This window comes from Mycobacterium sp. WUMAC-067 (assembly GCF_020217485.1).
Taxonomy (GTDB): domain Bacteria; phylum Actinomycetota; class Actinomycetes; order Mycobacteriales; family Mycobacteriaceae; genus Mycobacterium.
The window spans coordinates 139,955-160,894 of sequence record NZ_JAEKMI010000009.1 but is presented as its reverse complement, the minus strand read 5'-3'; the positions used below and the strand labels follow the sequence as shown (position 1 = coordinate 160,894).

Here is a 20,940-nt window from a genome sequence, read left to right as displayed (position 1 = left end):
TCTACTCGGTCCTTCGCGTTCTCGCGCTCGAGGTAAACGCCGCTTGGGCTCGTCGAATTCCTCGCCTATGGACGCGCAACCAGATAGGGCGCGAGCGTGGACAACTTCTCGCATGTCTCCTCGAATTCGCGCTCGGGAGTGGACTCTTCGATGATGCCGGCTCCGGCCCGTAGCCAGGTCCTACCGTCACGCTCGTAGGCCGCGCGCAGCGTCAGCGCCGCGTCGAGCGCACCGTCGGCTGAAATCATCACGACCGCACCCGAATACAGACCGCGAGGTCCTTCGTCGAGGCGCATGATCGCTTCGACACCGCCGGCTTTCGGGATGCCCGAGGCGGTGACCGCCGGGAACAGCGCTTCGAGCGCGTCCATCCGGTCGTTCGACGTGCCCAGGCGCCCGCTGACCGTGGACCCGAGGTGCTGCACGCTCCCCCGTTCCCGCACCGTCATGAAATCGGTGACGACCGCGGTGCCGGGTTCGGCGATCTCGGTCATCTCCTGCAACGAACTTCGCACCGAAATCGCATGCTCGACAATCTCTTTGGAGTTCGACTCCAGGTCATCGCGCGCCTCGCGGTCACGCGCCTCGCCGCGACCGAGCGCGCGGGTTCCCGCCAGTGGCTCGGTCACCACGACGCCGTCGCGACGGACCGCCGCGACCAGTTCAGGGCTGTAGCCGACGGCACGAATTCCACCCAGCCGCAACAGAAACGACCGCACCGGGGTGTTGTGCCGGCGCGCCAGCCGGTAGGTGGACGGGAAGTCGAGCGCGAAGGGCACTTCGAGAGAACGGGAAAGGATCACCTTGTGGTAGCGGCCCGCCGCGATCTCCGCCACGGCCGACGCCACCCGATCGCGGTAGTCCGAGGGGTCGGCGATGACGTCGACCGCCGAGGCGTCACGCAGACCGGGCACGCCGTCGCCGATCACACCCAGCACGTCGTCGCGGTGGTCGGCCGACGCGTCGAACAGACGGATTGCCTCCCGGGACACCGCGATGCGGCCCCGCGGCCAAAACACCCGGGCCAGCGGGGTTCCCGGCGCCAGGCGCTGCTGCAGCCCGTAGCGATAGACCCCGAATTCGAAGGCGATCCAACCGAAGAGTTGGTCTGTTTCCAGCAACAGCCGGTCGATGGCCTCGCCCAGCACCGGCCCGGGCCTACCCGACCACTGTTGGCGCTGCGTCACGCCGTCGCGGATCACCCGCAGCTCGTCGCTGTCCAGCTCGACCATGGCGTGCACACCGGTGGCCAGCACCCATTCCCCGCCGCGCTCGTAGAGTAGGTATTCTTCCCCGACGCGCTCAGACAACACCACGGCCAGCTCGGCCGCCAGGTCCGCCGGATCGATATGGGCGGGAAGCGGGATCGATGGCGACGCAGAACCGGCGGAACTTGTCTCGACGCTGACCTCGGTCACGGTTAGTAAATGTAGCCTAACCTATGTAGCTGTGCGCAACCGATCCCATCGAGTTGCCCCGGATGGGCGCGTTCGGCTAAAACTCTCTCGGAGTTGAAGCCCCGTCCGGCCCGAGACTACCCGCGGGAATGCGTCGAGCCGTCGCCGTGGCCGCTCCGTTCGCGCAGCTAGGCGACGGTGGCGCCGACTTCCGAGCCGGGCCCCGCCGACCAGTTGTGAGGCTCGCCACTTCGAACGTTTCCCCACCGTTTACGTCGTTGTCGCGCAACACACGGCTCTGGCCGCGAGACTCGTCCTAGTGCCGCTGCCCGTCCGCCTGACTTGGCTGGATTGGAGGCTGGATTGGAGGAACAACGTGTTCAGCATTCGCCTCTTCAGCGGCGAGGAAGTCCAGGCAAGCGAAGGCGACGAACTCGAAATCAACCAACAGACCGGTGTGCTCTCGGTTTCCCGCGTCGACGGCTTCGAAGAAATCACGACGCACTACTCGCCATCGGCCTGGGCGTCGGTGACCCACCGGAAAAAGGGCGCCGCGATCAGACCCTCGCTCAAGTCGTCGACCGGCTGACCCCAATTTGACTGCACAGTAAACGCACAGCACTTTCACACCAATCTCACGGTAGATGGGACGCCGGCGCGCGGAAGGTGTGGCGTCCCCAAAACCGCTCTGAGCAGCGTGTTTTCGGTGCGGCCCCGTCTGGCGGGCCCGCGGTTCCCGCTGAGCTTTCGAGTGGCAGGCCCGCGGCCTCGGGGATAAGTTTTTGGCGGTCGTCGGGATGTTTCGTGGTTGCCCCGCGTTGCGGACGGTGCTTCCCCTGATCACGGGTCTACTCAACGGAGGCATCGATGCTGCACGAGTTTTGGCACAACTTCACCCACAACCTGTTCAAACCGCTCCTGCTGTTCTTCTACTTCGGCTTTCTGATCCCGATCCTGAAGGTGCGCTTCGAATTCCCGTACGTCATCTATCAGGGGTTGACCATGTACCTGCTGCTGGCCATCGGATGGCACGGCGGCGAAGAGCTCGCGAAGATCAGCGCCTCCAGCGTCGGCGCCATCGTCGGATTCATGGTCCTGGGCTTCGTATTGAACTGTGCCATCGGCGGTTTGGCCTACGTGGGGCTCGGCCGCCTGCGATCACTTCGGAAGGTCGACCGCGCGACGATCGCGGGGTATTACGGGTCGGACTCGGCCGGGACCTTCGCCACCTGTGTGGCCGTGCTGGCCGCCGTGAACATCGCCTTCAACGCTTACATGCCGGTGATGCTCGCCGTGATGGAGATTCCGGGCTGCCTGGTCGCGCTGTACTTCGTGGCCCGACTGCGCCACCGAGGCATGGACTCCGCCGGGTACATGCCCGACGAGCCCGGCTACACACCGCCCGTCAAGGTCGGGGTCGGTCCCGGCAGCGCCGCGCGACCCCAGCTGGGCCAGAGCCTCGAGACGCAGGAAGCGGGCCTCGAGCACCAGCTGGAGGATTGGGAGCCCGAGCAGAGCCCGGTCGGCATCAAGACCAAGCGGATGCCGATCTTGTCCCGCGAGCTGTTTCAGGAAGTGTTCCTCAATCCGGGGCTGGTCCTGCTGATGGGCGGCATCATCATCGGTCTGGTCAGCGGGCTGCAGGGCCAGAAGGTCGTCGCCGACGACGACAAGTTCTTCGTGCTGGCGTTCCAGGGCGTGCTGTGCCTGTTCCTGCTCGAGATGGGCATGACCGCGTCGCGCAAACTGAAAGACCTGCGCACGGCGGGCCCCGGATTCATCGTCTTCGGTCTCGTGGCGCCGAATATCTTTGCGACACTGGGCATCTTCGTCGCCTGCAGCTACGCCTCGCTGACCCACACCGACTTCAAGACGGGTACCTATGTGCTGTTCGCGGTCCTGTGCGGCGCGGCGTCCTACATCGCGGTCCCGGCGGTGCAGCGCCTCGCCATCCCCGAGGCGAGCCCGACGTTGCCGTTGGCCGCCTCACTGGGTCTGACGTTCTCCTACAACGTCACCGTCGGAATCCCGCTCTACATCGAGATCGCCCGGGTCTTCGAGCAGTGGTTCGGGGTCTGATCGCGTCGGCCGGGCCGCTACCCCAATAGCGTCCGCACGACGGCGTCTGCCAACAGCCGCCCCCGATCGGTGAGGACGAGCCTGTCCCCGGCCGGCACCAGCAACCCGTCGGCAACGACAGCCTCGGCGCGTTCACGCTCTTCGGAACTCAACACTTCAACCGGAAGGCCTTGGCGTAGACGGACTTTCAACAGCACGTCTTCGGTGTGCAACGTGTCGGCGCCGAGTTCCTCGAATCCCGCGACCGGCAGCGCGTTCGCCGACAACCTTTCGGCATACGCGTTGGGATGCTTGACATTCCACCAGCGCGTGGTGCCGACGTAGCCGTGCGCACCGGGTCCCGCGCCCCACCACTGCCCGCCATCCCAGTAGCCCAGGTTGTGCCGGCATTCACCACCCGGCCGCGACCAGTTGGAAACCTCGTACCAAGACATCCCCGCCTCGGACAGTCGCGCGTCGACCAATTCGTAGCGGTGGGCCAGCACGTCGTCGTCGGGCGCCGCCAGCTCACCGCGCCGCACTCGCCGGGCCAGGGCGGTGCCTTCCTCGACCACCAATGCATAGGCCGAGACGTGATCGACGCCGGTGTCGATGGCCGTGTCGACCGACCGCAGCAGGTCGTCGTCGGACTCCCCCGGAGTTCCATAGATCAAATCGAGGCTGACGTGTTCGAATCCCGCGGCCAGCGCCTCGCGGGCGGCGGCCGCCGATCGGTTCGGCGTGTGAATGCGGTCGAGGACACCCAGCACCCGTGGCGCCACCGATTGCATCCCCAGCGACACCCGGGTGTAGCCGGCCGCTCGGATGGCGTCGAAGAGGTCCGGCCACGCCGACTCCGGGTTGGCCTCGGTGGTGACCTCGGCATCTGTCGCCAGCGGAAAGTGCTCGCGCACCATGTCCAGCAGCGTCACCAGGCGCGCACCGCCCAGCAGCGAGGGCGTCCCCCCACCGACGAACACGGTGTTCACCGGCGGCGCTTGCAGCCGCGCGGCCGCCAATTCGAGTTCCGTCCGCAGCGCGCCCAGCCAGGCATCGGGATTGACACCCCCCAGCTCGGCCGGGGTGTAGGTGTTGAAATCGCAGTAGCCGCAACGTGTTACGCAGAACGGGACATGCACGTAGATGCCAAACGGGCGCCCGGCGACCGCCCGCACGTCGGGCAGGTCGACCGGCTGCTCACGAATGGCCATGCCAAATGATCCCACGGCAGACGGGTGGCCCCGGGGCCCTCGATGCCGCCGACGCCTGACGCTGAGCACCCGTGCCGAACGTGCCATCGCGGCGAAATTCTGGCCGCTGTTCCGCGCTGAGTACCCGCTCGGCGTTGCCATGCGGCTCCACCACCCCCGGCTTGGCCGGGACTTTTAATCATCGTGAGCCCAGATTTGACCTGCTCGCGCGGCCCCTCGGCATCCATGGCACAATGGTGGCGTGACTGTCGCCCAGCCCAGCCCGCACATTGTGCTCGTGGCGCGACGGCACATCGATCTCAAGCGCGTTTGCAGCTGTATCTGTCTGCCTTGACTTGGTAGACCCAGCCCACTGTGTCTCCAGCAGGCCGACGGTTTCGTGCCGCCCATAAGTACCGCTGAACTGTGCTGGCCGCGCTGGCGATCTTTTTGAAGGAGAACTTCCGATGACCACCGCCCGACCCGCGAAGGCCCGTAACGAGGGCCAATGGGCACTGGGGAATCGTGAGCCGCTGAACCCGAACGAAGAGATGAAGCAGGCCGGCGCCCCCCTGGACGTGCGCGAGCGCATCGAGACCATCTACGCCAAGAACGGCTTCGACAGCATCGACAAGAGCGACCTGCGTGGGCGCTTCCGCTGGTGGGGCCTCTACACCCAGCGTGAGCAGGGCTACGACGGCTCCTTCACCGGCGACGACAATGCCGAGTTGCTCGAAGCCAGGTACTTCATGATGCGGGTGCGCTGCGACGGCGGCGCGCTGTCCGCGGCCGCATTGCGCACCGTAGGCCAGATTTCCACCGAATTCGGCCGCGACACCGCCGACATCACCGACCGGGAAAACATCCAGTACCACTGGATCGAGGTGGAGAACGTCCCCGAGATCTGGCGGCGGCTGACCGAGGTCGGATTGCAGACCGCCGAGGCGTGCGGCGACTGCCCCCGTGTGATCTTGGGCTCACCGCTGGCCGGTGAGTCGCTCGACGAGGTGCTCGACCCGAGCTGGGCGATCGACGAGATCGCGCGCCGGTACATCGGCCAGCCCGAGTTCGCCGACCTGCCGCGCAAGTACAAGACCGCCATCTCGGGCCTGCAAGACGTGGTGCACGAGGTCAATGACATCGCGTTCATCGGTGTCAACCACCCCGAGCACGGCCCCGGCCTGGACCTATGGGTCGGCGGGGGGTTGTCGACCAACCCGATGCTGGCCCAGCGCGTCGGCGCCTGGGTGCCGCTCGAGGAAGTGCCCGAGGTGTGGCACGCGGTGACCTCGATCTTCCGCGATTACGGCTACCGGCGGCTGCGCTCCAAGGCGCGGCTGAAGTTCCTGATCAAGGACTGGGGCGTCGAAAAGTTCCGCGAGGTGCTGGAAACCGAGTACCTCAAGCGTCCACTCATCGACGGCCCGGCCCCCGAGCCGGTCCCGCATCCGATCGACCACGTCGGCGTGCAACGGCTCAAGAACGGGCTCAACGCGGTGGGCGTCGCCTCGATCGCGGGACGGGTGTCGGGGACGATCCTGACCGCTGTGGCCGACCTCACCGAGCGGGTCGGCTCCGACCGGATCCGGCTGACCCCCTACCAGAAGCTGGTGATCCTCGACGTACCCGACGACAAGCTCGACGAGCTGATCGCCGGCCTCGAGTCGCTCGGCCTGCAGTCACAGCCGTCACAGTGGCGCCGGAACGTGATGGCGTGCACGGGGATTGAGTTCTGCAAGTTGTCGTTCGCCGAAACCCGGGTCAAGGCGCAGTCTTTGGTGCCCGAGCTGGAGAGCCGGCTCGCGGACATCAACCTGCAACTCGATGTTCCGATCACCGTCAACATCAACGGCTGCCCCAATTCGTGCGCGCGCATTCAGGTCGCCGACATCGGGTTGAAAGGCCAGATGGTCGACGACGGCGAAGGCGGCTCAGTCGAGGGTTTCCAGGTACACCTGGGCGGCAGCCTGGGCCAAGACAGCGGCTTTGGCCGAAAACTGCGTCAGCACAAGGTCACCAGCGACGAGCTCGGCGACTACATCGAGCGGGTCGCGCGCAACTTCCTGAAATATCGCGGCGAGGGTGAACGTTTCGCACAGTGGGCCATGAGGGCAGACGAGGACGATTTGCGATGAGCGAACGAACAACCAGACATTCCGAGGCCGAGCTGCGCGAGCTCGCTGCCCGGGGCGCGGCCGAGCTCGAGGGCGCCAGCGCCAGCGACGTATTGCGTTGGACCGACGAGACGTTCGGCGGCATCAACGGGCCGCGCGGATGGGCGACCTGCAACTACGTCGTGGCCTCCAGCATGCAAGAGGCCGTGTTGATCGATCTCGCCGCCAAGGTGCGCCCGGGTGTGCCTGTGGTGTTCTTGGACACCGGCTACCACTTCGTGGAGACCATCGGCACGCGGGACGCCATCGAGTCCGTTTACGACATCCGGGTGCTCAACGTCACTCCCGAGCAGACCGTCGAAGAGCAGGACAAACTCCTGGGCAAGGACCTGTTCGCGCGTGATCCCGGTGAATGCTGCCGGCTGCGCAAGGTCGCTCCGCTCGGCAAGACGCTGCGGGGATACTCGGCGTGGGTGACCGGGCTGCGGCGGGGCGAAACCGCCGCGCGCGCCAACGCCCCAGTGGTCGGTTTCGACGAGGGCTTCAAGCTGGTGAAGGTCAACCCGATGGCGGCCTGGTCCGACGAGGACGTGCAGAATTACATCGACGAGCACAGCGTGCTGGTCAATCCGCTTATGTACGAAGGCTATTCGTCGATCGGTTGCGCCCCGTGCACGGCCAAGCCGCTGGCGGGCGCCGACCCGCGCAGCGGGCGCTGGCAGGGGCTGTCCAAGACGGAATGCGGGTTGCACGCCTCGTGAGAGATCACGCGGACGTCAGCGTGTTCTCATCCTCGTCGGCCTCATCGGTGCGGCTGGGGTCCGCCGCGGCGGGGGCGATCGGCGGGACCCGGGTGGCACGCACGTAGACGGTGTCGCCGTCGCGCAATGCCAGGGCCTCGGCGTCGCCGCGGGTGATCTGCGCCGTGAAGAAGCCGCCGGTGGCGGCGCTGGTCAACTCGACCCGCACCTCGAAACCCAACGCGACCACCCGGTCCACGGTGGCCCGCACCACCCCGATGGACTCCGCGGTGCCGTCCCCGCCGGCGATCGCCATCTCGGGGTTGCGACCCACCCGGATGTCGTGCGGCCGTACCAGGGCACCGTTCAGCGTGGACACCGCGCCGAGGAACGACATCACGAACGCGTTTGCCGGCGCGTCATAGACGTCGGTCGGGGATCCGATCTGCTCGATACGGCCGTGATTGAGCACCGCGATCCGATCGGCGACATCCAATGCCTCGGCCTGATCGTGGGTGACCAGCACCGTGGTCACGTGCACCTCGTCGTGCAGGCGGCGCAACCACGCCCGCAAATCCTCACGCACCTTGGCGTCCAGCGCACCGAACGGCTCGTCGAGCAGCAGCACTTGCGGGTCGACCGCCAGCGCCCGCGCCAGCGCCATCCGCTGTCGCTGACCACCCGAGAGCTGATTGGGATAGCGGTTCTGAAAACCGCTGAGCCCCACCACTTCAAGCAGGTTGTCGACCTTGGCCTTGATCTCGGCTTTGGGCCGCTTGCGAACCTTGAGCCCGTAGGCCACGTTGTCGCGGACCGTCAGATGCTTGAACGCCGCGTAGTGCTGAAAGACGAACCCGATGCCGCGGCGCTGCGGTGGCACCCGCGTCACGTCGCGACCGTAGATCGTGACGGTTCCGCTGTCGGGTTGGTCGAGACCGGCGATGGCACGCAGCAGGGTCGATTTACCCGAACCGCTGGGACCCAACAACGCCGTCAGCGACCCGGTCGGCACGACGAAGTCGACGTGGTCCAACGCGACGAAATCGCCATAGTGCTTGTAGGCGTCGCGCACGATGATGGCGAGGTCATCCCGGCCGGCACGGGTGTCTGTCACGTCATCCTCCTCGTCAGGCCTGCTTCGCCGCTCGGGCGCGGCGGGCGTCGAGAACCACCTGGAAAATCAGCACCAGCACCGCAACACCCATCAGCAAGGTCGACAGCGCATAGGCGCCGTACTCGACGCCCCGGTTGTATCGGTCCGAAACAAGCAATGTCAGCGTTTGCGACTTCCCCGGCAGGTTCGACGACACGATGAGCACCGCACCGTATTCCCCCAGGGTACGTGCGATTGTCAACACGATGCCGTAGGTCAGGCCCCACCGGATGGAGGGCAGCGTGATCCGCCAAAACGTCTGCCACCAGCCCGAACCCAGCGTCGCGGCCGCCTCCTCCTGGTCGGTGCCCAGCTCGTGCAGCACCGGCTCCACCTCACGCACGACGAACGGCAGGGTGACGAAGATGCTGGCGAGCACGATGCCCGGCAGACCGAAGATGACCTTGAACCCGAGATCCTTTTCGACGAACCCCAACGCGCCGGCCGAGCCCCACAACACGATCAACGCCACACCCACGATGACGGGCGAAACCGCGAACGGCAGGTCGATGATCGCCTGGAGCACGCCCTTACCGCGAAACCTGTTGCGCGCGAGCACCAATGCCGTCGGAATGCCGAAAACCACGTTGAGCGGCACCACGATGGCCACCACCAGCAGGGTCAAGTTCAGCGCCGATATCGCCGCGGGGGTGCTGACCCAGGCGTAGAACTGGCCGAATCCGGGTCGAAATGTCCTCCACAGGATTAACGACACCGGCACGACCAGCAACACGAAGATGTATCCGAGCGCCACGAATCGCAGGGAATAGCGGACTCCCGCCGACGACGTCATCCGGCGAGCTCCTCGCGTTTGGCCGCGCGCCCGCCCACGACCCGCAGGACGAGCAGGACCACGAACGAAATCGCCAACAGCACAACGGATATCGCGGCCGCGCCGGTGCGGTCGTCGTTCTCGATAAGGGTCCGTATCCACTGCGATGACACTTCGGTCTTGCCCGGCACCGCGCCGCCGATCAGCACCACCGACCCGAACTCTCCGATGGCGCGTGAGAACGCCAGGCCCGCGCCCGATAACAGCGCGGGCAGCAGCGCCGGCAGCACCACCGAGGTGAAGATCTTCGGGCCGCTGGCGCCCAGCGACGCGGCCGCCTCCTCGGCGTCACGGTCCAACTCCAGCAGCACCGGCTGGACCGCGCGGACCACGAACGGCAGCGTGACGAAGGCCAACGCCACCACCACGCCCCACGCGGTGTGCTGCAGGTGCAGACCCACCGGGCTGTTGTTGCCGTACAAGGCCAGCATGACCAGGCTGGCGACGATGGTGGGCAGCGCGAACGGCAGGTCGATGATCGCGTCGACGAGCCGCTTCCCGACGAAGTCGTCGCGCACCAGCACCCACGCGATCACCAGGCCAAAAATCAGGTTGAGCACAGTCACCCCGGCCGAGATCGTCAGGGTGACCCGAAACGACTCCAAGGCGGCGTTCGAGGTGACCGCGAGCCAGAACGCGTGCCAGCCGCCGCCGGCGGACTGCCAGACGATCGCCGCCAGCGGCAGCAACACGATCACGGACAACCACACGGTGGCCGCCCCGACCCGCAGGGCGGTGGTGCCGCGGCCCCGCCCGGGCAGCGGCCCGTGCTCGGGCTCGCCGCTGAGTTCGGGCCGGACCGCCGCCGGGTCCGGCGTGATGGCCGTCATCCGGTGGCCTGCGTGTAGATCTTGGTGATGCTGCCGGTGCTCTTGTCGAACAGCTGCGGATCGACCGTGCTCCACCCGCCGAGGTCGGCGATGGTCCACAGTTTCGTCGGCACCGGATACTGGGCGCGGAAGTCGGCGGCGACGGACGGATCGACCGGCCGGAAACCTGCCTGCGCCCAAACCTTTTGGGCCGCCGCGGTGTACTGGAAGTTCTTGAAGGCGACGGCGGCCTGCAGGTGGGGGCTGGTGTTGACGACGGCGACCGGATTGTCGATCTTGAAGGTCTGCGGCACGTTGACGTGGTCGACCGGCTTGCCCGCCCGCTCGGTAGCGATGGCCTCGTTCTCGTAGCTGATCAGCACGTCACCGCTGCCCTGGATGAAGACGTCGGTGGCTTCCCGCCCTGATCCGGGACGGAGTTTGACGTGCTCGGTCACCAGCTTCTTGATGAAATCCACACCGGCCGCGCTGTTGGCGCCCCCTTCGCTCTTGACGGCGTACGGTGCGAGCAGGTTCCACTTGGCCGACCCCGAACTGAGCGGGCTGGGCGTGATGACCTCGATGCCGGGCCGCAACAGGTCATCCCAATCCTTGATGTGCTTCGGGTTGCCCTTGCGCACCACCAGCGTGACCACCGACCCGAACGGGATTCCCTTGGTGGCGTCGGTGTTCCAGTCTTTGGAAACCTTGCCGGCCTTGACCAATCGAGCGATGTCGGGCTCGACGGAGAAGTTCACGACGTCGGCCGGCTTGCCGTCGACGACGCCGCGGGATTGGTCACCGGAGGCCCCATAGGAGGTCACCACCTGCACGCCCTTGCCCTCCTCGGACGCATTGAACGCCGGAATTATCTTGCTCCATCCGGGTTCTGGGACCGAGTAGGCGACCAGCGTGATGGAAGTGTGCGCGCCGGCCAGCCCGCCGCCGCCGACGGCATCGCTGGCACCCCCGTGGCAGCCGGCGACGATGCCGGCTATCGCAATCAGGGCGAAGACAGGCCGCCAACGCAACGCGGTCCTGATGTCCATCGAAGGCCTTCCGGTGGGGAACGTAACGGATCTCGGTCCCGTATCAGCGGAAAGGCAACCAGAACTTCAGGAGGATTCGAGAACTCCAGAACCAGACCGCACACGGGTTTGGGAGTCAGCGACAACAGTGCACGAAGGCATAGCACCCGGGAATGCCAAACGCCACGCGCATGGCGGGAAGCCTAACAGGAATTGACGGTGCCGCCACCGGAGCCGGCGCCGAGCGAATGCGGCGAGCGACTCAACGGTGCATCAAGTGCGTGACCAGCCACATGCCGATCACCAGCGCCACCAAGATCAGGAGAACCAGCGTCACGTGCGACCGAGGCATGCGCGTCACCCGGAGGTCTCACCGGCATGGCGGGCACGGCGCATCAACTCGATGCCCTTGCCGAGCAGCCCGTCGAGCAGGGCCGCCGTCACGTAGGCCACCGCCAGCACGACCGGCATCACCACCATGGCCTGCAGCACGAAAGGGAGCCCCGAAAGCCACAGCTCGTTGCCGTCCCACCAGTTGAGGAACGCGTTCACGGAGCTCACCCTATGCGGCGCTGCCGCACAAAACCAATGCGTGAACGCCGGCGCCCGGGTAGGTGCGCGCCACGCCGCCTCGGCGAAACGTTGGACGCCGGGCCGCCGCGCGGTCGATGATGTCCAGATGGTTCTGCATGTTCAGCCCGACGACCAACCGGCCGACACCATGCCCGAGGAAGCGCCGCAGACGGCGGCCGCAACGTCGATGTCTTCGTCGATCGACCTGCGCACCCCCGGGCCCCTCGCTCCCAGTGCAGCCCTGCGCAATCCCTTTCCGCCGATCGCCGATTACGCGTTCCTGTCGGACTGGGAAACCACCTGCCTGATCTCTCCGGCCGGGTCGGTGGAGTGGCTGTGTGTGCCGCGGCCGGACTCGCCGAGCGTGTTCGGGGCGATCCTGGACCGCAGCGCCGGCCATTTCCGGCTGGGCCCCTACGGCGTCTCGGTGCCGTCGGCCCGCCGGTATCTGCCGGGCAGCCTCATCATGGAGACCACCTGGCAGACGCACACCGGGTGGCTGATCGTGCGTGACGCGCTGGTGATGGGCCCCTGGCACGACCTCGACCGCCGGTCGCGCACGCACCGCCGCACCCCGATGGACTGGGACGCCGAGCACATCCTGCTGCGCACGGTGCGCTGCGTCAGCGGCACCGTCGAACTGATGATGAGCTGCGAGCCGGCGTTCGACTACCACCGGGTGGGGGCCACCTGGGAATACTCCGCCAACGCGTACGGCGAGGCCATCGCGCGCGCCACCAGGCAGCCCGACGCCCACCCGACACTGCGGCTGACGACCAACCTGCGGATCGGGCTGGAAGGCCGGGAGGCACGGGCACGCACCCGGATGAAAGAGGGCGACGACGTGTTCGTGGCCCTGAGCTGGACCAAACACCCGGCGCCGCAGACCTACCAAGAGGCCGCCGACAAGATGTGGCAGACCACCGAGTGCTGGCGGCAGTGGATCAACATCGGCAACTTCCCCGACCACCCGTGGCGGGCCTACCTGCAGCGCAGCGCGCTCACGCTGAAGGGGTTGACCTACTCGCCCACCGGCGCGCTACTGGCGGCCAGCACCACGTCGCTGCCGGAAACACCGCAGGGCGAACGCAACTGGGACTACCGCTACGCCTGGGTGCGCGACTCCACGTTCGCGTTATGGGGCCTGTACACGCTCGGACTGGACCGCGAGGCCGACGACTTCTTCGCCTTCATCGCCGACGTGTCGGGGGCCAACAACAACGAGCGGCACCCGCTGCAGGTGATGTACGGCGTGGGCGGCGAGCGCAGCCTGGTGGAAGAGGAACTGCATCACCTGTCCGGCTACGACCAGGCCCGGCCGGTGCGCATCGGCAACGGCGCCTTCGACCAGGTCCAGCATGACATCTGGGGCTCCATCCTGGACTCCTTCTACCTGCACGCCAAGTCGCGCGAGCAGGTCCCAGAGACGTTGTGGCCGGTGCTGAAGAAGCAGGTGGAAGAGGCGATCAAGCACTGGCGCGAGCCCGACCGCGGAATCTGGGAGGTGCGCGGGGAGCCGCAGCACTTCACGTCGTCGAAGGTGATGTGCTGGGTGGCGCTCGACCGCGGGGCGAAGCTGGCCGAGCGGCAGGGCGAGAAGAGCTACGCCCAACAGTGGCGGGCCATCGCCGAGGAGATCAAGGCCGACATCCTGGCGCACGGCGTGGATTCCCGCGGGGTCTTTACCCAGCGCTACGGCAGCGACGCGCTGGACGCCTCGCTGCTGTTGGTGGTGCTGACGCGGTTCCTGCCGCCGGATGACCCGCGGGTACGCAACACCGTGCTGGCGATCGCCGACGAACTCACCCAGGAAGGCCTGGTGCTGCGCTACCGGGTCGAGGAGACCGACGACGGCCTGTCCGGCGAGGAGGGCACCTTCACGATCTGCTCGTTCTGGCTGGTGTCGGCGCTGGTCGAGATCGGCGAGGTGCGCCGCGCCAAACGCCTGTGCGAGCGGCTGCTGTCCTACGCCAGCCCGCTGCACCTCTACGCCGAGGAGATCGAGCCGCGCACCGGTCGCCAGCTCGGCAACTTCCCGCAGGCGTTCACCCACCTGGCGCTGATCAACGCCGTGGTGCACGTCATTCGGGCCGAGGAGGAGGCCGACGGCTCCGGGATGTTCCAGCCCGCCAACGCGCCGATGTAGCTGGATCCGTCAGCTGCGGGCGCCGAGTTTGTCCATGAGTGCGCGGGCGAGGTCGATGGCGGTGGTGTTGATGTCGCCGTTGCCCTGATCGCCCGGACCATAAATGGGAATGAAGTCGACGGTCACCTCGACCACGTAAGGTCCCTTGACGCCGAGGGCCCGAGCCGATGGGATTGCGTTCAATCCCCCGCGTGGGCCGGATCGCATCGAAACCGTAGCCGCCACAACCGAATCCAGGACGCGCACGTCGGCGATGGCGTCGAAACCCCATACATCGATGGGCTCCACGGTCAGCGTGGTCCCGTCGCACTTCTGCCACTGCGCGACGAACCTGGCGAATAACGCGTCGGCGTCCGCGGCCGTCCGCAACGCGACGATGCCCTGCAGGACGCTGTCGATCTTCACGGAATCGCCTTTGTGCACCCACATTTCGCCGGCCGTTTCCTGTATCGGCGCCGAGCCGTACGTGACGCGCTGCATCAGGTGAACGACCCCGATGCACTCGGTCGGCCGGTCGTTCTCCCAATTGGTCCCCAATTTGTCGCCGCCGCCGAATTCCGAATAGTGCGGGTAGGGCTGGAACGGCTGGTCGAGCAGTTTTGCCAGCGCGGTCCCGTCGAACAAGACCCGTTTGATGGCCGGCACCCGACCCGCGTTCGGCGCCAGACCTCCTGTGCCGGCCGTGGTTTCGGTGCACCCGCTCACCAGCAGCACCGCGATCACAGCGGCCAGCGAACGCCAGGTGCTTTTCACTTCACCCCTCCCGGCCGCCCGGCCCGCGTCAGCTCAGCGCGTTGACCCTGTCCATCATGGCGTGCGCGATGTCGAGCGCGCTGGTGTTGATGTCGGCCGATCCCGGGTCGGTGGATCGCCGCCCGCCGAAGAAGACCACCTCGACTTCCACGAGGCAGTTCGACCGGATACCGATGGCACGCGCCTGCGGGGTGGGCCGCAGGGCCGGCATGTTGGGTAGCACCGAGGTGGCGGTTTTGGTCGCCGCGATGGTCGTCGCGGTGCCGCGGACATCGCTGATGACGTTCGTGGTGCTGATCGGGCCGGACTGTTCCGAGGTCGTCATGCCGTTGCATTGCTGCCACTGCTGGGAGAACTGCGCGAACAGCGCCTGAGCCTGCGCGGCCGACGGCAGCGTGACCACGCCCTCCATCACGGTGATCACCTGCGCCGGTTCGCCGTTGTTCCACCACGACTCCGAGGCGACGTCCTGCACTTGGCCGGACCGGTACACGCTCTTCTGCAGCATCGCCGTCACGCCCAGGCAACCGGCCTGCGACGTCGACCGCTTGACCTGGTAGAGCTTCTCGGGGCCGCCGACTTGGGCCGGATCGCGGGAGACCAGGGTCTGGTCGAGCATCCGCGACAGCGCCGCGCCGTCGAGAAGCACCTTGCTGACCGCCGCACCATTCAGCGGCCGCAGCTTCAGGTTCGGCGCCGGCTTCGCGGTACCCTCCACGACCCCGCCGCAGCCCGTCACCAGCGTGGCCAGCGCCGCGAACGTCGCCGCCGCCTTGAGTATCCGCATGGCTACTTCTTGCCCTTGTCGCCCGCCGCGTCCGCGGACAACGCCGCCACGAACGCTTCCTGCGGCACGTCGACCCGCCCGATGGTCTTCATCCGCTTCTTGCCTTCCTTCTGCTTTTCCAGAAGTTTGCGCTTGCGGGTGATGTCACCGCCGTAACACTTGGACAGCACGTCCTTGCGGATGGCTCGGATGTTTTCGCGCGCAATGATTTTCGATCCGATCGCCGCCTGGACCGGCACCTCGAACTGCTGTCGCGGGATCAGCTCTTTGAGCTTGGTGGTCATCTTGTTGCCGTAGGCCGAGGCGCCGTCCTTGTGCACGATCGCGCTGAACGCGTCGACGGCCTCGCCCTGCAACAGGATGTCGACCTTGACCAGCTGGGCCTCTTGCTCGCCGGCCTCCTCGTAGTCGAGGCTGGCGTAGCCTCGGGTGCGCGACTTCAGGGAATCGAAGAAGTCGAAGATGATCTCGCCCAGCGGCATGGTGTAGCGCAGCTCCACCCGTTCGGGCGACAGGTAGTCCATCCCGCCGAGTTCGCCGCGGCGCGACTGGCACAGTTCCATGATGGTGCCGATGAATTCGCTGGGCGCGATGATCGTCGTCTTGACCACCGGCTCGTACACCGCGCGGACCTTGCCCTCCGGCCAGTCCGACGGGTTGGTCACGACGATTTCGGTGTCATCTTCCTTGATGACCCGGTAGACGACGTTGGGTGACGTCGAGATCAGATCCAGGTCGAATTCCCGCTCCAGACGCTCCCGGGTGATCTCCATGTGCAGCAAACCCAGGAAGCCACAACGGAATCCGAAGCCCAGCGCCACCGACGTCTCGGGCTCGTACGTCAGCGCCGCGTCGTTGAGTTGCAGCCTGTCCAGCGCGTCGCGCAGGTCCGGGTAGTCCGAACCGTCGACGGGATACAGGCCCGAGTAGACCATCGGCTTGGGTTCGCGGTACCCGGTCAGCGCGTCGGCCGCGCCGCGCCGTGCCGTCGTCACGGTGTCACCCACCTTGGACTGGCGGACGTCCTTGACCCCGGTGATCAGGTAGCCCACCTCGCCCACCCCCAGGCCGTCGCTGGCCTTCGGCTCGGGCGAGACGATGCCGACCTCGAGCAGCTCGTGCGTGGCGCCGGTGGACATCATCGCGATGCGCTCGCGCGGGGTGATCTTGCCGTCGACCACCCGGACGTAGGTCACCACGCCGCGGTAGATGTCGTAGACGGAGTCGAAGATCATCGCCCGCAGCGGCGCGTCGGCCTTGCCCTGCGGGGGCGGCACCTGGCGCACCACCTCGTCGAGCAGTTCCGCGACTCCCTCGCCGGTCTTGCCCGACACCCGCAGCACGTCGTCGGGCTCGCAGCCGATGATGTGGGCCAGTTCTCCGGCGTAGCGGTCCGGGTCGGCGGCCGGCAGGTCGATCTTGTTGAGCACCGGGATGATGGTCAGGTCGCGGTCCAGCGCCAGGTAGAGGTTGGCCAGGGTCTGGGCCTCGATGCCCTGGGCTGCGTCCACCAGCAGCACCGCGCCCTCGCAGGCCTCCAGCGCGCGCGAGACCTCGTAGGTGAAGTCGACGTGGCCCGGGGTGTCGATCAGGTGCAGGACGTGGTCTTCGTCGTCGACTTTCCAGGGGAGCCGGACGTTCTGCGCCTTGATGGTGATGCCGCGCTCGCGCTCGATGTCCATCCGGTCCAGGTACTGGGCGCGCATCGAGCGCTCGTCGACGACGCCGGTGAGCTGCAGCATCCGGTCGGCCAGCGTCGACTTGCCGTGATCGATGTGGGCGATGATGCAGAAATTCCGAATCTGCGCCGGCGCGGTGAAGGTCTTGTCGGCGAAACTGCTGATGGGAATCTCCTGGTCTACGTCAAACGTGATGGGCGCTGCGCGGCCGTTGTGCTGGCCGTTCGCGGGCAAGTCCAGCGTATCTATGCAGCGTCGTCCGGACCTACTTGGACACAGTCGCGCCCGGTTGCTCGCGTCTATGCTGCGAATATGGCGTCTGCCCGGAAATCGCAGTGGAAGACGTTCCAGCGGTTCGCCGAGAATCTGGTGTTCAACGGGGCCCCGCGGCTGGCGCGGCACGTGCAGAATTCCCAGACCGTCCTGCGCGAGTTGCAGCAGGCCGTGCGGATCACCGCGAACGTCATCGCGGCCGCGACACCGCCACCGTCCGACACGACGGTCACGGGCCGGCCGGTGACCAGCAGCAGCCTGCCCACCGCGCAGCGGGCCCGCAAACTCGTGTACGCGCCGAGCCTGGACGGCCGGGCCGATCCCGGCGAGATCGTCTGGACGTGGGTGGTCTACGAGGACGACCCCAGCCGGGGCAAGGACCGGCCCGTGCTGGTGGTGGGACGCGATCGCGGCACCCTGCTGGGATTGATGGTCTCCAGCCAGGAGCGCCACGCCGCCGATCCCGACTGGATTGGAATCGGTTCTGGCAGTTGGGATTACGAGGGAAGATCCAGCTGGGTCCGGCTGGACCGCGTGCTCGACGTGCCCGAGGAGGGCATCCGCCGCGAGGGCGCCATCCTGGATCGCGAGATCTTCGACGTCGTGGCGGCCCGGCTGCGCGCCGACTACTCCTGGCGTTGAGTCGGCCAAGTCGCCGAGCGTGTAACCACGGCGATAAAACGGCCGATTTTTCGCCCTGAATGCACGCTCGGCGAGCGGGCGGGCAGGCCGGGCAATCAGCCCTGGGTGATGTAGGACTGCAACTGCTGCTGCTCGGCCTCGAGTTCTTCCATCCGGGTCTTCACCACGTCACCGATGCTGACGATGCCGATCAGCTTCTTCCCGTCCAGCACCGGGACGTGGCGCACCCGGTTCTTGGTCATCAGCACGCTGATCGCGTCGACGGTGTCGGCCTTCGTGCACGTGGCCAGCATGCTGGTCATGATCTTGGACACCGGGCGAGAGAGCACGCTGGCGCCATGAGTGTGCAGCTGGCGCACGACGTCGCGCTCCGACACAATGCCGACGACCCCCTCGTCGCCGACCACGACCATGGCGCCGATGTTCTGCTCGGTCAGACCCGCGAGCAGCTCGCGAACCGTCGCGTCCGGGTTGATGGTCACCACCGCCGCGCCCTTATTCCGCAAGACGTCCGCAATCCGCATCAAGGCCTCCAGCCGGGTTTGTGATCCGCTTCACATCAGGCTACGGCTAACTCGCGCGGCGGAAAAGCCACCCACGGAACCCGCAAACAGATCGTGTCCAAGCGCCGACGGCCGGCCGGATCGTTCGATTGGGCCACTGCTCACGGCGGGGACCTGCAAGATGGGGCCATGATCGAGGTCACCCTGCTGGGCACCGGTAGTCCGATCCCCGACCCGAACCGCGCCGGGCCGTCGACCCTGGTGCGGGCCGGCGGGCAGGTGTTCCTGGTGGACTGCGGGCGCGGGGTGCTCCAGCGCGCGGCGGCGGTCGGGGTGGGCGCGGCCGGGTTGTCGGCCCTGCTGCTCACCCACCTGCACAGCGATCACGTCGGCGACCTCGGCGACGTCCTCATCACGCGGTGGATCAGCACCTTCACCCCCGATCCCGCGCCGCTGCCCATCATCGGGCCGCCCGGCACCGCCGAACTGGTGGAGGCGACGCTGGGGGCGTTTCGCCACGACATCGGCTACCGGATCGCCCACCACGCCGATCTGAATGCGCCGCCGGCCGTCGAGGTCCACGAACACACCGACGGTCCGGTCTGGGACCGCGACGGCGTATCGATCCGGGTGGGCGCCACCGATCACCGGCCGGTGGCCCCGACCATCGGGTTCCGCATCGACTACGACGGGGCGTCGGTGGTGCTCGCGGGCGACACCGTGCCGTGCGCGAGCCTGGACGAGCTGGCGGCCGGTGCCGGCGCCCTGGTGCACACCGTGATCCGCAAGGACATCGTCGCCACCATCCCGCAGCAGCGGCTCGTCGACATCTGCGACTACCACTCGTCGGTGGAACAGGCGGCGGCGACCGCGGCCCGCGCGGGCGTGGACACCCTCGTCATGACGCACTACGTGCCGGCGCTGGTGCCCGGCCAGGAAGAGCAGTGGCGGGCGCTGGCCGCCGGGGAGTTCGGTGGGCGCATCGAGCTCGGCGACGACCTGCACCGGGTCCAGATCGACGCGCCGTCCTGACGAACGTCGCGCTCACCGGGATGGCGAATCCCGTTGCACCGCACGGACAATGGCCGCACCGGCCACCACCAGCCAGATCAGCGCCAGGACCCGCGCGACCGGCAACAGGACGCCCAGCGCGGGCCAGATCAACACCCCGGCCGCCGATTCGGCGAGGACGGCAGTCGCCAGACCGATCCGGGCCAGCGGCCGGGGCAGCGCTCCCCCGGTCGGCCCGGACGCCGCCATCGCGGCGACCAACAGGCCCAACGCCACGATGTGACCCGGGCCGCCGGTGAGAAAGACCAGCAAGTACAGCGCCCTCACCAAGGCGGTGTCGGTACTGACGTCCGGCCACGACATCGCCCACCCCAGCAGTCCGGCCAGCCCCAGCGCCCCGGCGGCCAAAACACCGCCCGCGAACGCGATCGACGCGGCGGCACCGGCTCCGAGTTGCCTCAGCCGCGCGGCGGCCATCGCCGCATAGACCGCCAGCGGGACCGACGACGCGAACGTCGCAACGGCCATGATCCGCACGGCCACCGGCTGGGCACGCACGTACGCCGCCACCGCGCCGACCGGGCCGTACGGCAAGGGCATGACGCCGCCCATCCCGACGCCGATCGCGATCCCACCGAAGAGCAGCCCGATGCAGAGCAGGGCCAGCGCCGTCAGGGCCGGCCCGCCGCAACGGGGACGGTTCGCCTCGAGGCGGGCCGCGGCTTCGCGGTTACCGTTCATTGCTGAACGGTAACCCTGCGGCGCCTCGGCGTCGGCTACCCAGCGCGTCGGGCGCGAGGACAGCGGCCTCGTCGAGGGCTCAGCCTACGGATCGGCCGATCGTGACGAAGGCCGCGAGCAACAGGAGAATTACGTTGATTGGCAACGGTTGTCGCTCGTTGCGAGTCAGGTGCACGCGCATCGCCCCGATCTGCACGATGACTAGGCCCACCGCAGCGGCTGGGGTCAGGACGCGGGCGATGCCGGTTGCCTCGGGCAGGATCACGCCGAGCGCGCCGAGGATCTCGACCGCGCCGACGGCCTTGACCGCAGCGTCCGAGTGGTCCTTCATCCAGTCGAGTCGGCCCGATGCTACGAGTTGTTCGCGCGGCCGAACGACTTTGAGCCCACCCGCGACGAGATAGACGAAGGCGAGCAGACTCTGCGCGGCCCACAGTGCGATGTTCACGGTGTTCCCCAATCCTTACCATTTGTGCGTAGCCACATCGTGTGTCAGCGCTGGGGCCGCCGC

The 20,940-nt window shown here is 67.2% G+C and carries 20 protein-coding genes and 1 pseudogene; 8 read left to right on the top strand and 13 right to left on the bottom strand.

The window, feature by feature from the left end; translation table 11 throughout:
• Positions 1 to 65: 65 nt before the first annotated feature.
• Positions 66 to 1,418 carry a salicylate synthase gene (locus JF781_RS09080; protein ID WP_225327158.1) on the bottom strand — a complete coding sequence of 451 codons (1,353 nt, stop codon included), beginning with the start codon at positions 1,416 to 1,418 and terminating at the stop codon, positions 66 to 68.
• 355 nt (positions 1,419 to 1,773) lie between these two features.
• Here JF781_RS09080 and JF781_RS09075 point away from each other — a divergent pair, with 355 nt between their 5' ends.
• Both JF781_RS09075 and JF781_RS09070 read left to right on the top strand, forming a co-directional pair.
• Positions 1,774 to 1,986 (top strand): hypothetical protein, encoded by a 213-nt coding sequence (locus JF781_RS09075; RefSeq protein ID WP_225327176.1) that lies wholly within the window; start codon positions 1,774 to 1,776, stop codon positions 1,984 to 1,986.
• 278 nt (positions 1,987 to 2,264) lie between these two features.
• Positions 2,265 to 3,476: a sodium-dependent bicarbonate transport family permease gene (locus tag JF781_RS09070; RefSeq protein WP_225327157.1), complete on the top strand. Its 1,212-nt coding sequence runs from the start codon at positions 2,265 to 2,267 to the stop codon at positions 3,474 to 3,476.
• 17 nt (positions 3,477 to 3,493) lie between these two features.
• Here the strand turns inward: JF781_RS09070 and hemW are convergent, their stop codons facing one another.
• Entirely contained in the window at positions 3,494 to 4,666 is a 1,173-nt protein-coding gene (hemW, locus tag JF781_RS09065; protein WP_225327156.1) for a radical SAM family heme chaperone HemW, read from the bottom strand.
• A 241-nt stretch (positions 4,667 to 4,907) separates the two neighbouring features.
• Here hemW and JF781_RS28710 point away from each other — a divergent pair, with 241 nt between their 5' ends.
• The 3 genes from JF781_RS28710 to JF781_RS09055 all read left to right on the top strand — a co-directional run bounded on the left by JF781_RS28710 (position 4,908) and on the right by JF781_RS09055 (position 7,520).
• On the top strand, positions 4,908 to 5,000 hold the full coding sequence (locus JF781_RS28710) for an Ms4527A family Cys-rich leader peptide (RefSeq protein ID WP_350494745.1): 93 nt from the start codon (positions 4,908 to 4,910) through the stop codon (positions 4,998 to 5,000).
• Between the two features lie 112 nt (positions 5,001 to 5,112).
• Positions 5,113 to 6,780 carry a nitrite/sulfite reductase gene (locus JF781_RS09060; protein ID WP_225327155.1) on the top strand — a complete coding sequence of 556 codons (1,668 nt, stop codon included), beginning with the start codon at positions 5,113 to 5,115 and terminating at the stop codon, positions 6,778 to 6,780.
• Positions 6,777 to 7,520 (top strand): phosphoadenylyl-sulfate reductase, encoded by a 744-nt coding sequence (locus JF781_RS09055; RefSeq protein WP_225327154.1) that lies wholly within the window; start codon positions 6,777 to 6,779, stop codon positions 7,518 to 7,520. The genes JF781_RS09060 and JF781_RS09055 overlap by 4 nt, the downstream gene beginning before the upstream one ends.
• A 4-nt stretch (positions 7,521 to 7,524) precedes the next feature.
• On the opposite strand, the gene JF781_RS09050 is transcribed toward JF781_RS09055, so the two are convergent.
• The 5 genes from JF781_RS09050 to JF781_RS09030 all read right to left on the bottom strand — a co-directional run bounded on the left by JF781_RS09050 (position 7,525) and on the right by JF781_RS09030 (position 11,873).
• Positions 7,525 to 8,613 carry a sulfate/molybdate ABC transporter ATP-binding protein gene (locus tag JF781_RS09050; protein WP_225327153.1) on the bottom strand — a complete coding sequence of 363 codons (1,089 nt, stop codon included), beginning with the start codon at positions 8,611 to 8,613 and terminating at the stop codon, positions 7,525 to 7,527.
• Between the two features lie 13 nt (positions 8,614 to 8,626).
• Positions 8,627 to 9,445 carry a sulfate ABC transporter permease subunit CysW gene (gene cysW, locus JF781_RS09045; protein ID WP_225327152.1) on the bottom strand — a complete coding sequence of 273 codons (819 nt, stop codon included), beginning with the start codon at positions 9,443 to 9,445 and terminating at the stop codon, positions 8,627 to 8,629.
• The gene (cysT, locus tag JF781_RS09040) at positions 9,442 to 10,314 is read right to left on the bottom strand and encodes a sulfate ABC transporter permease subunit CysT (protein ID WP_225327151.1); all 873 of its coding nucleotides are present in this window, start codon (positions 10,312 to 10,314) and stop codon (positions 9,442 to 9,444) included. The genes cysW and cysT overlap by 4 nt, the downstream gene beginning before the upstream one ends.
• Positions 10,311 to 11,342, bottom strand: coding sequence for a sulfate ABC transporter substrate-binding protein (locus tag JF781_RS09035; protein ID WP_225327150.1), 1,032 nt, complete (start codon positions 11,340 to 11,342; stop codon positions 10,311 to 10,313). The genes cysT and JF781_RS09035 overlap by 4 nt, the downstream gene beginning before the upstream one ends.
• A gap of 336 nt (positions 11,343 to 11,678) precedes the next feature.
• Positions 11,679 to 11,873, bottom strand: a complete 195-nt coding sequence (locus tag JF781_RS09030) for a hypothetical protein (protein WP_067171583.1) — start codon at positions 11,871 to 11,873, stop codon at positions 11,679 to 11,681.
• A gap of 127 nt (positions 11,874 to 12,000) precedes the next feature.
• Here JF781_RS09030 and JF781_RS09025 point away from each other — a divergent pair, with 127 nt between their 5' ends.
• The gene (locus JF781_RS09025; protein ID WP_374109682.1) at positions 12,001 to 14,040 is read left to right on the top strand and encodes a glycoside hydrolase family 15 protein; all 2,040 of its coding nucleotides are present in this window, start codon (positions 12,001 to 12,003) and stop codon (positions 14,038 to 14,040) included.
• A gap of 9 nt (positions 14,041 to 14,049) precedes the next feature.
• Here JF781_RS09025 and JF781_RS09020 read toward each other — a convergent pair whose 3' ends face one another.
• The 3 genes and pseudogenes from JF781_RS09020 to lepA all read right to left on the bottom strand — a co-directional run bounded on the left by JF781_RS09020 (position 14,050) and on the right by lepA (position 17,590).
• A complete protein-coding gene (locus JF781_RS09020) occupies positions 14,050 to 14,793 on the bottom strand; it encodes a sensor domain-containing protein (protein ID WP_225327149.1) in 744 nt (247 codons plus the stop codon).
• Between the two features lie 28 nt (positions 14,794 to 14,821).
• Entirely contained in the window at positions 14,822 to 15,580 is a 759-nt protein-coding gene (locus tag JF781_RS09015; protein WP_225327148.1) for a sensor domain-containing protein, read from the bottom strand.
• A gap of 2 nt (positions 15,581 to 15,582) precedes the next feature.
• Positions 15,583 to 17,590, bottom strand: a pseudogene (gene lepA / locus JF781_RS09010) (translation elongation factor 4).
• Here lepA and JF781_RS09005 point away from each other — a divergent pair.
• Positions 17,572 to 18,174, top strand: coding sequence for a type II toxin-antitoxin system PemK/MazF family toxin (locus JF781_RS09005; protein ID WP_225327146.1), 603 nt, complete (start codon positions 17,572 to 17,574; stop codon positions 18,172 to 18,174). The pseudogene lepA and the gene JF781_RS09005 overlap by 19 nt on opposite strands.
• Before the next feature lie 95 nt (positions 18,175 to 18,269).
• Here JF781_RS09005 and JF781_RS09000 read toward each other — a convergent pair whose 3' ends face one another.
• On the bottom strand, positions 18,270 to 18,698 hold the full coding sequence (locus tag JF781_RS09000) for a CBS domain-containing protein (protein WP_008255284.1): 429 nt from the start codon (positions 18,696 to 18,698) through the stop codon (positions 18,270 to 18,272).
• 168 nt (positions 18,699 to 18,866) lie between these two features.
• On the opposite strand from JF781_RS09000, the gene JF781_RS08995 reads away from it, so the two are divergent.
• Positions 18,867 to 19,709: a ribonuclease Z gene (locus JF781_RS08995; RefSeq protein ID WP_225327145.1), complete on the top strand. Its 843-nt coding sequence runs from the start codon at positions 18,867 to 18,869 to the stop codon at positions 19,707 to 19,709.
• A gap of 12 nt (positions 19,710 to 19,721) precedes the next feature.
• Here JF781_RS08995 and JF781_RS08990 read toward each other — a convergent pair whose 3' ends face one another.
• Together JF781_RS08990 and JF781_RS08985 are read right to left on the bottom strand one after the other, a co-directional pair.
• Positions 19,722 to 20,429: a hypothetical protein gene (locus JF781_RS08990; RefSeq protein ID WP_225327144.1), complete on the bottom strand. Its 708-nt coding sequence runs from the start codon at positions 20,427 to 20,429 to the stop codon at positions 19,722 to 19,724.
• Between the two features lie 79 nt (positions 20,430 to 20,508).
• On the bottom strand, positions 20,509 to 20,877 hold the full coding sequence (locus tag JF781_RS08985; RefSeq protein WP_225327143.1) for a DoxX family protein: 369 nt from the start codon (positions 20,875 to 20,877) through the stop codon (positions 20,509 to 20,511).
• Positions 20,878 to 20,940: the final 63 nt, after the last annotated feature.